Annotated in this window: 17 protein-coding genes; 15 read left to right on the top strand and 2 right to left on the bottom strand. The window is 32.6% G+C overall.

Features of this window, described 5'->3' with window-relative positions; genetic code table 11:
• Positions 1-9: 9 nt before the first annotated feature.
• Positions 10-375: a GNAT family N-acetyltransferase gene (locus tag ACJTHF_RS13700; RefSeq protein ID WP_058592452.1), complete on the bottom strand. Its 366-nt coding sequence runs from the start codon at positions 373-375 to the stop codon at positions 10-12.
• A gap of 107 nt (positions 376-482) precedes the next feature.
• Between ACJTHF_RS13700 and ACJTHF_RS13695 the strand changes: the two genes are divergently transcribed.
• The 9 genes from ACJTHF_RS13695 to rsmI are packed head-to-tail and all read left to right on the top strand — an operon-like array spanning position 483 to position 6,815.
• Positions 483-1,829, top strand: a complete 1,347-nt coding sequence (locus ACJTHF_RS13695) for an aminotransferase class I/II-fold pyridoxal phosphate-dependent enzyme (RefSeq protein WP_048541925.1) — start codon at positions 483-485, stop codon at positions 1,827-1,829.
• A gap of 1 nt (position 1,830) precedes the next feature.
• On the top strand, positions 1,831-2,451 hold the full coding sequence (gene tmk / locus ACJTHF_RS13690; protein WP_048541928.1) for a dTMP kinase: 621 nt from the start codon (positions 1,831-1,833) through the stop codon (positions 2,449-2,451).
• Between the two features lie 33 nt (positions 2,452-2,484).
• Positions 2,485-2,814, top strand: coding sequence for a cyclic-di-AMP receptor (locus tag ACJTHF_RS13685; RefSeq protein WP_025905587.1), 330 nt, complete (start codon positions 2,485-2,487; stop codon positions 2,812-2,814).
• Positions 2,815-2,866: 52 nt separating this feature from the next.
• Entirely contained in the window at positions 2,867-3,793 is a 927-nt protein-coding gene (locus tag ACJTHF_RS13680; protein ID WP_058592450.1) for a DNA polymerase III subunit delta', read from the top strand.
• A gap of 4 nt (positions 3,794-3,797) precedes the next feature.
• A complete protein-coding gene (locus ACJTHF_RS13675; RefSeq protein WP_025905585.1) occupies positions 3,798-4,604 on the top strand; it encodes a stage 0 sporulation family protein in 807 nt (268 codons plus the stop codon).
• Between the two features lie 14 nt (positions 4,605-4,618).
• Entirely contained in the window at positions 4,619-4,951 is a 333-nt protein-coding gene (yabA, locus tag ACJTHF_RS13670) for a DNA replication initiation control protein YabA (protein ID WP_025905584.1), read from the top strand.
• A gap of 50 nt (positions 4,952-5,001) precedes the next feature.
• Complete coding sequence (locus ACJTHF_RS13665) at positions 5,002-5,730, top strand: tRNA1(Val) (adenine(37)-N6)-methyltransferase (RefSeq protein ID WP_107603225.1); 729 nt, start codon at positions 5,002-5,004, stop codon at positions 5,728-5,730.
• Positions 5,723-5,971 (top strand): GIY-YIG nuclease family protein, encoded by a 249-nt coding sequence (locus tag ACJTHF_RS13660; RefSeq protein ID WP_025905582.1) that lies wholly within the window; start codon positions 5,723-5,725, stop codon positions 5,969-5,971. Before ACJTHF_RS13665 ends, ACJTHF_RS13660 begins: the two co-directional genes overlap by 8 nt.
• Position 5,972: 1 nt before the next feature.
• Positions 5,973-6,815, top strand: a complete 843-nt coding sequence (gene rsmI / locus ACJTHF_RS13655) for a 16S rRNA (cytidine(1402)-2'-O)-methyltransferase (protein ID WP_119469480.1) — start codon at positions 5,973-5,975, stop codon at positions 6,813-6,815.
• Positions 6,816-6,880: 65 nt separating this feature from the next.
• Here the strand turns inward: rsmI and ACJTHF_RS13650 are convergent, their stop codons facing one another.
• A complete protein-coding gene (locus ACJTHF_RS13650) occupies positions 6,881-7,156 on the bottom strand; it encodes an AbrB/MazE/SpoVT family DNA-binding domain-containing protein (RefSeq protein ID WP_025905580.1) in 276 nt (91 codons plus the stop codon).
• A gap of 232 nt (positions 7,157-7,388) precedes the next feature.
• Between ACJTHF_RS13650 and metG the strand changes: the two genes are divergently transcribed.
• The 6 genes from metG (at position 7,389) to ispE (ending at position 13,027) form a co-directional block, all read left to right on the top strand.
• Positions 7,389-9,389, top strand: coding sequence for a methionine--tRNA ligase (gene metG, locus ACJTHF_RS13645; protein ID WP_025905579.1), 2,001 nt, complete (start codon positions 7,389-7,391; stop codon positions 9,387-9,389).
• 21 nt (positions 9,390-9,410) lie between these two features.
• Positions 9,411-10,175, top strand: coding sequence for a TatD family hydrolase (locus ACJTHF_RS13640; protein ID WP_232157380.1), 765 nt, complete (start codon positions 9,411-9,413; stop codon positions 10,173-10,175).
• A 54-nt stretch (positions 10,176-10,229) separates the two neighbouring features.
• Positions 10,230-10,772, top strand: coding sequence for a ribonuclease M5 (gene rnmV, locus ACJTHF_RS13635; protein WP_037590321.1), 543 nt, complete (start codon positions 10,230-10,232; stop codon positions 10,770-10,772).
• A 4-nt stretch (positions 10,773-10,776) separates the two neighbouring features.
• Positions 10,777-11,667 (top strand): 16S rRNA (adenine(1518)-N(6)/adenine(1519)-N(6))-dimethyltransferase RsmA, encoded by an 891-nt coding sequence (rsmA, locus tag ACJTHF_RS13630; RefSeq protein ID WP_232157382.1) that lies wholly within the window; start codon positions 10,777-10,779, stop codon positions 11,665-11,667.
• Between the two features lie 99 nt (positions 11,668-11,766).
• Positions 11,767-12,030: a biofilm formation stimulator Veg gene (gene veg, locus ACJTHF_RS13625; protein WP_025905575.1), complete on the top strand. Its 264-nt coding sequence runs from the start codon at positions 11,767-11,769 to the stop codon at positions 12,028-12,030.
• Between the two features lie 148 nt (positions 12,031-12,178).
• Positions 12,179-13,027, top strand: a complete 849-nt coding sequence (ispE, locus tag ACJTHF_RS13620; RefSeq protein ID WP_058592442.1) for a 4-(cytidine 5'-diphospho)-2-C-methyl-D-erythritol kinase — start codon at positions 12,179-12,181, stop codon at positions 13,025-13,027.
• Positions 13,028-13,059 lie beyond the last annotated feature (32 nt).

Genomic DNA, 13,059 nt, shown 5'->3' with positions numbered 1-13,059 from the left:
TGTACTTTTTTAAGGTAGTCTATAACCAGTTCCAATATTTCTAAAATGTAATTTCTCGTAAAACGAATTGTTCTCTGATAATAATTCTATTCGAACAGAAGGATATTGTGCTAATAAATAGTCTATAAGTGCTTTAGCATATCCTTTCTTTCTATGAGTCTTTGAAACGGCGAGTTCTGTAATATATAATGTGACAGTTTCATCTGTTAAGAATCTAGTATAGCCAACAACCTCATTATTTACTTCTATTACAATAATACGAGAAGTAATAAGCAATTGTTGGATTTTTTCAATACTGAATGTTTTCCAACCTTCTTGTTGAGCAATCTCATAAATAGATTGTATATCTGTGTCAATTGCATTTCTAATAAACATTTTACTCACTCCTTTTTTTAAGTATATCTTATTTTAATTATTACAGGAATGACGTTGGTCTTTATCATTGATATAATGATAAAGACTAAAAATTAAGAGGTAGCCTTATGAATATTAATGAAAAATTAAAATCTCTAAATAATCATGATGCCATTTCACTACATGTTCCAGGACATCATAATCATACAATTGGTTATTTAGATGAGATAAATCTTGCTATGGATATGACTGAAATAACTGGGCTTGATGATTTACATCAACCAGAATCTTGTATAAAGATGAGTATGTCTGAATTGAATAGGTATCCTGGCTATTATGGGCAGTATCTCGTTAATGGTACAACGGTTGGTATACTATCAGCAATTTATGCAGTGGCACATTTAGAGGGAGAAGTATTAATTCCTAGAAATGCGCATAAATCAGTATTTAATGCTTTGAATTTAACGAGGCAAGATGCTAAGTTTATGCCTATGGCAATATCAGTTAAGACAAACCAGTATAACGGTGCTTCATTAAAGGATTTAGATTTGAATAATATTAAATTAGCTATTTTTACTTATCCTAATTACTATGGTGAAACATTTGATATTGAAGAAAGTATTAAAATTTTAAAAGAACATAAAATTCCTGTATTGGTAGATGAAGCGCATGGCGCACATTTTGATATTAGTTCAAACTTCCCTAAATCATCTATGACATATGGTGCTGATATAGTCGTGCAGTCTTACCACAAGACATTACCAGCCTTAACAATGGGTTCTGTTATATATATGAAAGAGGATTTAGAAATAAAAGCAGATATTCAACAGTACTTGAAGATGTTACAAACATCTAGCCCTTCATATCTCATTATGGCTAGTTTAGAAAGTGCGGAAAAATTTTATAAGCAGTTTGATGATCAAAAATTTAAGTTCAAGAGACAAACATTCATTGAAACGATGGAGAATGTTGGGTTTGAAGTGGGTAGTCTAGAGGACCCTCTTAAATTAATTGTTTCTTATAAGGGATTAAGTGGGTTTGAAATTCAAAAGTTATTTGAAGGTGTGCATATCTATGTAGAGTTATGTGATTATAAATTTGTGTTATTGGTCTTACCGTTATGGCATGAATCAGATAAGTTCCCATTTGAAGATATGATTGATCGTGTTAGAAATATTAAACTGAATGTTGAGCATCAACTCAAAGAGGAAGTACAATTTAAATTACCATATCAAACAGATAGTACAATGTATAAATACAGCGATATTGAAAAAACAAAAATGATGAACTTAAATACATCATATGGCTACATTGCTGCTGAAGATATTGTGCCTTATCCACCAGGTATACCTGTCATTTTAAAAGGAGAAAATATTCGTAAAGAAATAGTGGATTCTCTTTTACAATGGATTGATAGAGGTGGTAGAGTGGAAGGTATATTAAACAAGCAAATCAAGGTAAAGGATGAACAATAAAATGGGACGATTTATTACGTTTGAGGGTCCAGAAGGCTCTGGCAAAACGACGGTTATACATAGAGTTTATGAAAAGTTAAATCAAGATTATGATATTTTACTGACTAGAGAGCCAGGTGGTATCAAAATAAGTGAAGCGATTAGAAATTTGTTGTTAGATAGTGATGATGACATGGATGAGCGAACAGAAGCACTGCTCTTTGCTGCTGCTAGAAGACAACATTTAGTGGAGAAAATTTTACCTCAACTTAATAAAGGTGGAACGGTATTATGTGACCGATTTGTTGATAGTTCTTTAAGTTATCAAGGTTACGCACGTGAAATTGGGGTAGAAGAAGTTAAGGCAATTAATGAATTTGCGATTGATAACCTTTATCCTGATTTAACATTATATTTTGATGTACCTGCTGAAGTTGGTTTAAATCGAATTAAAGATAATCAACGTATTGCGAATCGTTTGGATAATGAAAAAATAGAATTTCATCACAAAGTTACAGAAGGTTACAAAAAATTAATTGCTGAGTATCCAGATAGAATTAAAGTAATTGATGCCACCCAACCATTAGAAAAGGTTGTAGAAGATGCATATTCTACGATAGTAAAATATCTGAAACAAGATTAAAATATGATATAATAAATAAAGAGGTGTTTAGATATGAAAATGGTAATAGCGATTGTCCAAGATCAAGATAGTCAAAACTTGTCAGAAGCACTTATAGAAAAGAATTTTAGAGCCACTAAACTTGCAACAACTGGTGGATTTCTAAGAGCTGGAAATACAACATTCTTATGCGGTGTCAAAGATGAACGTGTAGATGAATTATTACGTGTTATCGATGGAACTTGTGGTAATCGTGAACAACTTGTTTCACCTATCACACCAATGGGCGGTAGTGCGGATTCTTATATACCTTACCCTGTAGAAGTTGAAGTAGGTGGCGCAACTGTATTCGTTATGCCAATTGAACAATTCCATCAATTTTAAGAACTGATGAGCTGCCGTTTGAGCAGCTTTTTTATTGCAAGGAGCGTAAAATATGCAATTAACCAAAGAGATTGATCATTTATTAAGTGCACAACAATTATCTCATGCTTATTTATTTGAGGGAGATAATATGTTTGAAATGAAATCTACAGCTTTATATTTTGCTGAACAAATATTATGTGAATCAGAACAAAGTTGTGTGGTTAAAGTTCAAAATTTTAATCATCCTGATTTTGTATATATTCAATCAGATGAAACGACGATAAAGAAACAACAAATAGAAGAATTACTAAGAAAAATGAATCAAAAACCAATCGAAAGTCAATATAAAGTTTACATTATTGAAGCTTTTGATAAACTAACAGTACAGGGTGAAAATAGTATACTTAAATTTTTGGAAGAACCACCTCCAAATACAATTGCCCTGTTACTGACAACAAAGAAAGATCAAATATTGCCAACTATACATTCAAGATGCCAACTTGTTCATTTTAAACCTGCATCTAAAGAAAATTATATAGAAGAATTAAAACTGTCTGGTATTTCTTCTGCAATTGCGCATACATTGAGTTTTGTTACTTCTGATAAAGAAGAAGCACTTGCTCTTACAGAAGAACAATTTTTTGTACAGCTTAGAAAAACTGTAACGAAACTTGCTGAATTGATGGTAAAAGATACACAGATGGCAATGATATATTTGATCGATTGCATAAAAGTTGTTAATACACGCCCGTTACAGCAATTATTTTTAAATAGCTTGAATGCTTATTTTCAAGATTTATTACATGCCAAAATCCAAATAGATACGATAATGGCATATCCAGATTTAGAAGTGGAAATTAAAGAGATCAGTCAATATTTATCTTTAAATGACATTTCGAATTATATACAAGTTATAACGGAAGCAAACCGTAAATTAGCTCAAAACGTTAATGCAACGTTAGTATTAGAACAAATGGTTATAAATGGGAAGAGGTGATTAAATGTATGAAATAATTGGTGTTCAATTCCAAAAAGCTGGTAAGAAAGAATATTTCTCACCAAATGGGGAACGTTTCAAAGAAAATGACTTAGTTGTCGTTGAATCTAAACGTGGTATTGAACTTGGTAAAGTAAAATTAACAAATCGCCATGTAGGTAAAGATGATGTTGTCTTACCATTGAAAGAAGTTATCCGTCATGCAACAGAAGCTGATATTCAAAAATATCAAGATAACTTAAAAGATGCAGACGATGCTTTGGCATTATGTAAAGAGTTGGTAGCAACTCACGAGCTTAATATGCGACTTGTTAATTGTGAATATACATTAGATAAAAGTAAAGTCATCTTTAATTTTACAGCTGATGATAGAATAGATTTCCGAACTTTAGTAAAATCTTTAGCATATGAATTAAAAACACGAATTGAGTTACGACAAATTGGTGTGAGAGACGAAGCGAAATTACTTGGCGGTATTGGTCCATGTGGTCGCTCATTATGTTGTTCAACATTTTTAGGTGATTTTGAACCTGTTTCAATTAAAATGGCTAAAGATCAAAACTTATCATTAAATCCAACTAAAATATCAGGTGCTTGTGGTCGTTTAATGTGTTGTTTAAAATACGAAAATGATTATTATGAAGAGGTTAGAAATGAATTGCCTGATATTGGTACAACTGTTGTGACGCCAGAGGGTGATGGCAAAGTTGTTGGATTAAATATTTTAGATATAACAATGCAAGTTAAAGTGAAAGGTTTCGAACAACTCTTTGATTATAAACTTGATGAATTACTTGAAGTCCATTCATAAGGGAGGATTATATTGTGAATAGGGACGAGTTGTTTGAAACGATTATGACATTAGAGAATGAACTTAAGCAAATTAATGAACATATGGAAAAGTTGAAAAACCAGGCAGTTGAATTAGTCGAAGACAATGTTGCCCTTCAAATGGAGAATGAAAGTTTGAAGCGTGTAATGGAAACAAGTGAAGACAATCAACAAAAAAAGCCAAACAAGAAATTAAAGCCACTTCAAAGTAAAGATAACTTAGCAATGTTATATCATGAAGGTTTTCATATTTGTCGAGGAGAATTGTTTGGTAAACACAGACAAGGACAAGATTGTTTATTTTGTTTAGAAGTATTGAATAGATAATAAGAAAATCAGGCATGTTATATGCCTGATTTTTTAAGTGAGGTGTTTAAATGCTGAATTCGGGAGAAAGACTCGACCAATTATTAAGAGAAGAATTTGAAATTATTCAAAATGATGAGGTGTTTTCATTTTCAACAGATGCATTGTTATTAGGGGATTTTACAAAGGTACGAAATAAAGATAAAGTAATGGATTTATGTTCTGGTAATGGCATTATTCCTTTATTATTGGCTCACAAATCTCAAGCTAGTATTGAAACGATAGAAATTCAAGAGGCTTTAGTGGATATGGCTAAACGAACGATATCTCATAATCAATTAGAAGATCAAATATCTATCAATCAAATGGATTTAAAGAATGTATCAACCTCATATCCTCCTTCAACATTTGATGTTGTAACCGTAAACCCACCTTACTTTAAAGAAAATCAACAAATACAGCATCAAAAGGAAGCACATAAAATTGCGAGACATGAAATATATTGCACATTAGATGATGTTTTAAAAGCAAGTAAGCATTTGTTAAAGCAAGGTGGTAAACTTGCAATGGTCCATAGAGCGGAGAGACTGATGGATGTCTTAAGCGCATTTCGACAATATAAAATCGAACCTAAAAGATTAAGAATGGTATATAGTACACCTAATAAAAAAGAAGCGGTTACGATTTTAGTTGAAGGTAGAAGTGGTGGTCAAGCAGGATTGAAAGTTGAACAACCATTTTATATTTATGATGAAAATGGAGATTATTCAAAAGAAATGAAGGTTGTATATTATGGTTAACCATTATACATATATATTAGAGTGTAAGGATCAAACATTATATACTGGTTATACAACAGATTTAGACAGAAGGTTAAAAGTCCATAATGAAGGTAAAGGTGCTAAATATACTAAAGTGAGACGCCCTGTTAAACTTGTATATCATGAGACATTCGATAATAAATCCGAAGCTTTAAAACGAGAATATGCTTTAAAACAGTTAAGTAGGAAACAAAAATTAGCGCTTATTAAGGAGGGGTAATATGTCTATATTATATTTAGTAGGAACCCCAATCGGAAATTTAGAAGATATCACTTATCGTGCGGTTAGAATGTTAACAGAAGTCGATTATATTTTTTGTGAAGATACACGTGTTACAGGTAAGCTTTGTCAGCATTATGAGATACAAACGCCTCTTAAGTCTTACCATGAACATAATAAAGATAAGTCATCTGAGCAAATATTGAGGTTATTAGAAGAGGGAAAAGATATTGCGCTCGTTTCTGATGCAGGCTGTCCTTGTATAAGTGATCCTGGTTATGAACTTGTGAATCAAGTTAGGGATACTGGTTATCGTGTTGAAACAATACCAGGACCTAATGCTGCTATTACAGCATTAATGACAAGTGGATTACCATCATATAAATTTGTGTTTCTAGGATTTTTACCTAGACATGCGAAAGAAAAACATGATGTATTGGAAAAATGGATGACGAGAGAATCAACTTCTATGATTTATGAATCACCCTATAGAATTAAACAAACGTTACAAGCAATAGCTGAGATAGATCCTGAAAGAAAAGTAGCAATTGGAAGAGAACTTACTAAAAAATTCGAACAAGTGGAAACGAATCAAATAAAGGTCATTGAAGAAATGTTATCAAATGAGGTCATACCTCAAAAAGGTGAGTTCGTCATCTTGATTGAAGGTATCGATGAATCGACACAAGTGGATAATTGGTGGGAAGACTTAGATCTCGTTCAACATGTTGAAATTTATATAAATGAACATCAAATGAGATCAAAAGATGCTATCAAACAAGTAGCAGTAGATAGAAAAATGAAAAAAAGAGATGTATACGAAGCGTATCATATTGACGAATAAACAAAAAAAGGAAATTTAAAGTAAATGATGTACTTTAAATTTCCTTTTTTTATATGCAGCTTTTATTATTTTGATTTTTTCTCAATCTCATTAATTAGTTGCTGAGCGCCTTCTTTACTTAAGACAATTTTACCATCAGCTAAAACAAAATTGTCTTCAGAAACATCTCCAGTAACTTGACAAGTCATGTTAGGTGAGTATTTCTTTAAGATAATTTTATCGTCATCTGTATAAATTTCTAAAGCATCTTTCTCAGCAATGTCTAATATGCGTCGTAATTCGATTGGAATTACTACACGGCCTAGTTCATCTACTTTACGCACGATTCCAGTTGATTTCATCTTTTTACCTCCGTTTAATAAAACCATAATTATCTAATTCGACATTCATTCGACAATTATATAAATAGTATACTAATATGAATTCAAGAAAATGTCAATATAACAATATATTGCATACGTTTAATTTTTGAAATATAAAACAATTGTTATCTCTATACCATAATCAGGTAATATTGAAAAAATGCTTAATTTTCGGTATATTATATAGATAAGATATTAGGAGGAAACGCTGATGACGAAAGAGACTTTTTACATTACGACACCGATTTATTATCCGAGCGGGAATTTACACATAGGTCATGCGTATACTACGGTTGCTGGTGATGTAATTGCTAGATATAAACGGTTACAAGGCTATGATGTTCATTATTTAACTGGTACAGATGAACATGGTCAAAAAATACAAGAAAAAGCTAAAGAAGCGGGCTTATCTGAAATAGAATATTTAGATGGCATTATTAAAAGTATCCAATCTTTATGGAAGAAATTAGACATCTCTAATGATGATTTTATTCGGACTACTGAAGAAAGACATAAACAAGTTGTCGAAAAAGTCTTCGAAAAGTTATTAGCACAAGGTGACATATACTTAGGTGAGTATGAAGGTTGGTACTCAATACCAGATGAAACATATTATACTGAAACACAACTTGTCGATCCAGTTTATGAAGATGGCAAAATCGTCGGTGGTAAGAGTCCTGATTCAGGTCATGAAGTAGAACTTGTGAAAGAAGAAAGTTATTTCTTTAAATTAGATAACTATGCTGATCGTTTACTCAAATTCTTCGATGAAAATCCGGAATTCATTTTACCTATTTCTCGTAAGAATGAAATGATCAATAACTTTATTAAACCAGGTCTAGAAGATTTAGCGATTTCTAGAACGACTTTTGATTGGGGTATTAAAGTACCTTCTAATCCTAAACACGTTGTGTATGTTTGGATTGACGCACTTGTGAACTATATTTCTGCGTTAGGTTATTTATCAGATGACGATACGCTATTTAAAAAATATTGGCCAGCAGATGTGCATTTAATGGCTAAAGAAATCGTTCGATTCCATTCAATTATTTGGCCAATCTTATTGATGGCTTTAGACTTACCTTTACCTAAACGTGAATTTGCTCACGGTTGGATCTTGATGAAAGACGGTAAAATGAGTAAATCTAAAGGTAATGTTGTAGATCCGAACGTCTTAATTGATAAATACGGCTTAGATGCAACAAGATACTATCTCATGAGAGAATTACCATTTGGCGCAGATGGTGTATTTACGCCTGAAGCGTTCGTTGAAAGAACAAATTACGATTTAGCTAATGACTTAGGTAACTTAGTGAATCGAACAATAGCAATGGTTAATAAATACTTTAATGGCGTACTTCCTAAATATAAAGGCAAATTACATCCATTAGATGAAGAAATGGAACAAATGGCTTTAGATACTAAAGATAAATTCTATTCATCAATGGAAAACATGCAATTCTCAGTTGCTTTAGCAGAAGTTTGGAAGTTGATTAGTCGTACAAACAAATATATTGATGAAACAACACCATGGGTATTAGCTAAAGATGAAAATGAACGTGAAATGCTAGAAAATGTCATGATTCACTTAGTTGAAAACATTAGATTTGCAGCAGTATTATTACGTCCATTCTTAACACATGCACCATATGAAATTTTCCGTCAATTAAACTTGGAAAAAGGTAAACTTGATACATTTGAAAGTATTGAACAATATGGCGCTATTGATCAAGATATCAAAGTAATCGAAAAACCTGAGCCTATTTTCCCTAGATTAGATGTAGAGCAAGAAGTGGCATTCATCAAAGATTCTATGCAAGGTGGAACGACTGCAGAACCTTCTGAAGAAGAAGCTGAAACTGCTGAGGAAGAAGTAGTGCCATCTAAACCAGAAATCACAATTGATCAATTTGATAAAGTAGAAATCAAAGCTGCTACTGTTACAGGTGCAGACTATGTGAAAAAATCAGATAAACTTTTAAAAATAAAAGTAGATTTAGGTAACGAAAAGAGACAAATTGTTTCAGGTATAGCTGAATTTTATAAACCTGAAGATATTGTAGGTAAAAAAGTAGCGGTCGTTACGAACTTAAAACCAGTAAAATTACGTGGTGAATTATCAGAGGGTATGATTTTATCAGCTGAGAAAGACGGCACACTTACTTTAGTAGGTTTACCAAATGCAATACAAAACGGATCTATCATTAAGTAAAGTAATGAAAGGGAGATTCGAATGTTAATAGATACACACGTCCATTTAAATGCGGATCAATACGATGAAGATTTACAAGAAGTAATCGATCGAGCTTTGGAAGAAGGTATCGATAGAATGTTCGTTGTTGGTTTCGACACGAACACGATTGAAAGAACGATGAAATTAATAGACCAGTATGATTTTATATATGGCATTATAGGTTGGCATCCTGTTGATGCAATTGATTGTACGGAAGAACGCCTACAATGGATTGAAGAATTGTCTAAACACCCTAAAATCATCGGTATAGGTGAGATGGGGTTAGATTACCACTGGGATAAGTCGCCTAAAGATATCCAAAAAGAAGTGTTTAGAAAGCAAATCGCATTAGCGAAACGTGTCCAACTACCGATCATTATTCATAATAGAGAAGCAACTCAAGATTGCGTTGATATCTTAAAAGAAGAAAATGCAAGTGAAGTTGGCGGAATTATGCATAGTTTCAGTGGCTCAAACGAAATAGCTGATGAAATACTCAAAATGAATTTCTATATTTCATTGGGTGGACCTGTCACGTTCAAAAATGCGAAACAACCAAAAGAAGTAGCTCAACATTTACCTTTAGATAGGTTACTCGTTGAAACAGATGCACCATACTTATCACCTCACCCTTATAGAGGGAAAAGAAACGAACCTGCACGTGTAAAGCTTGTTGCAGAACAAATTGCTGAATTGCGTGGAATTTCATACGAGGAAGTATGTAAAGCTACTACAGAAAATGCTGAAAGATTATTTAAATTATAAAATATGATGCCCCAAAACGGTTGTTTTGGGGCATCTTTAAAGAAGGAAATGAATATGAAGATAAATGAATTTGTTGTTGTTGAGGGACGCGATGATACAGTTAATGTTAAAAGAGCAGTAGATTGCGATACGATAGAAACAAATGGCTCAGCAATATCAAAAGAAACTCTAGAAGTTATAAGACAAGCGCATGAAAAACGTGGTGTCATTGTATTAACTGACCCAGATTTCCCAGGTGATAAAATTAGAAATACAATCAAGCAGTATATCCCTAGTGTGAAACATGCATTTATACCAAGAGATAAAGCTAAAAATAAAAGAGGAAAAATAGGCGTAGAGCATGCCTCAATTGAAACAATTAAAGATGCACTTACAAATGTGAGTTCTCCATTAGAAGCGGACATTGAAACAATTGATAAAGCAGTCTTAATTGACCTTGGTTTAATTATAGGACCAGACGCTAGAAGAAAACGCGAAATACTATGCAGTAAATTAAATATAGGCCATTCAAATGGCAAACAATTGCTAAACAAATTAAATGCCTTCGGTTATACTGAGAAAGATGTAAAAGAAGCACTGGGATATAAAGAGGAGTGACACGATGAACGATAAAGATATAGCAACACCTAAACGTACAAAAGCGTTATTAGATCAATATGGATTTAAATTCAAAAAGAGTTTAGGTCAGAACTTTTTAATCGATACAAATATTATTCAAAAAATTATTTCTGCTAGTGATATAGATGAGAATACAGGTGTTATTGAAGTTGGACCAGGAATGGGTTCACTTACTGAACAATTAGCGAGAGCATCAAAGAAAGTATTGGCTTTTGAAATTGATCAAAGGTTAATACCTGTATTAGAAGATACGTTAAGTCCATATGACAATGTAACAGTTGTAAATGAAGATATATTGAAAGCCAACGTCAAAAAAGAAATTGAAACGCACTTAAAAGAGTGCGATAAAATTATGTTGGTTGCCAATTTACCTTATTACATTACGACACCTATATTGATGAATTTACTAGAAAATGATTTGCCAATAGATGGCTATGTTGTCATGATGCAAAAAGAAGTAGGAGAACGTTTAAACGCTGAAGTAGGTAGTAAGAGTTATGGTTCGTTATCAATAGCTTGTCAGTATTACACTGAAACTGAACGTGTTTTAATCGTCCCGAAGACTGTCTTTATGCCACCACCAAATGTTGATTCTATTGTTATTAAATTAACGAAACGCATTGAACCAATCGTCCAAGTAGATGATGAGAAACTACTATTCAAGCTTTCAAAAGGTGCTTTTGGACAAAGGCGAAAAACAATTTTGAACAATTATATTAATACAATTAAAGAGGGTAAACTGCATAAAGATGAAATCGGCGAATGGCTAAATGCTTCAAACATAGACCCTAAGCGACGTGGTGAAACGCTAACAATACAAGAATATGCACATCTTTGTAACAATTTGAAAAAATACCCGAATTTATCTGTGTAAATATATTGACATTACTTTATCAACTTGATAAAATTTAAATTTTATTTGACAAAAATCCGCTTTCGTAGTATAATTTTATCTATAGCGAGGTGGGTCAATATGCCGAAGACTTTAGTAGACATCAAAAAAATATTGGAATGTCAATTAGGAAATCGTATTGTACTTAAAGCTAATGGAGGACGTAAGAAGTTAATTGAGCGAAGTGGCGTGCTTAAGGAAACGTATCCATCAGTTTTCGTGGTCGAATTAGATCAAGAGAAACATAATTTTGAGCGTGTATCTTATACATACACTGATGTATTAACTGAGAATGTCCAAGTAACTTTTATGAATGAACATAAAGAAGAATTTATCGTTCAATAATTAAAAGTATTTAATAAAAAACTCTACGCGATATGACTGTGATATGGCGTAGGGTTTTTTATTATGCCAAAAAATAGAATAAAGCTAATACTTTCTAACTTTTATTTATGGTAAAATCATAATAATAAGTTTTAGAGAGGGCAAGTATATGATTTATGAAACTGCACCAGCAAAAATTAATTTAACATTAGATACGTTATATAAACGTGAAGATGGGTATCATGAAGTGGAAATGATTATGACGACCATCGACTTAAATGACCGATTAACATTTGAGTGTAGAGACGATGGTGAAATCATTATTGATGTAGAACATAATTTTGTACCAAGTGATCATAGAAATTTAGCATATAAAGCAGCAAAATTGATGCAAGATAGATACAATATTAAAAAAGGTGTGAAGATTTCATTAGAAAAAAGCATTCCAATTTCAGCAGGTTTAGCTGGTGGATCAAGTGATGCAGCCGCTACTTTTAGAGGTTTGAATGAATTATGGGGAATTAATGAATCTTTAGAAACATTAAGTCAGCTGGCTTCAGAAATTGGATCTGATATTTCGTTTTGTATTTATGGAAAAACAGCTTTATGCCAAGGTAGAGGTGAGAAAATTACGCACTTACCTAAACCACCTTCAGCATGGGTCGTTATCGCGAAACCAGATATAGGTGTTTCAACGCCAGAAATATACGGTGCGTTAGATTTAGAAAACAAGGATGAAGTACAAACACAAGCATGTCTTAAGGCAATTGAAAATAACGATTATGCCTCAATGTGTCAGTCGCTCGGTAATAGCCTCGAAAAAGTCACGATGCAACTATATCCAGAGGTTGAGAAATTGAAGAATACTATGAGTAATACTGGTGTGGATGCTGCTTTGATGAGTGGCAGTGGCCCGACTATATATGGCTTTGTTCAAAAAGAAAGACAAGCTAAGCAAGTATATAATGCTTTGATGGGATGTTGTAACGATGTATACATCGCGAGACTGCTCGGATAGCTTTGAGGAATGCGAACGATTATAGTATAATT

It is taken from the genome of Mammaliicoccus sp. RAM2, assembly GCF_045897195.1.
Taxonomy (GTDB): domain Bacteria; phylum Bacillota; class Bacilli; order Staphylococcales; family Staphylococcaceae; genus Mammaliicoccus; species Mammaliicoccus sciuri.
The sequence above is the reverse complement of the archived record's forward strand: the minus strand, read 5'-3'. Positions and strand labels throughout refer to the sequence as shown.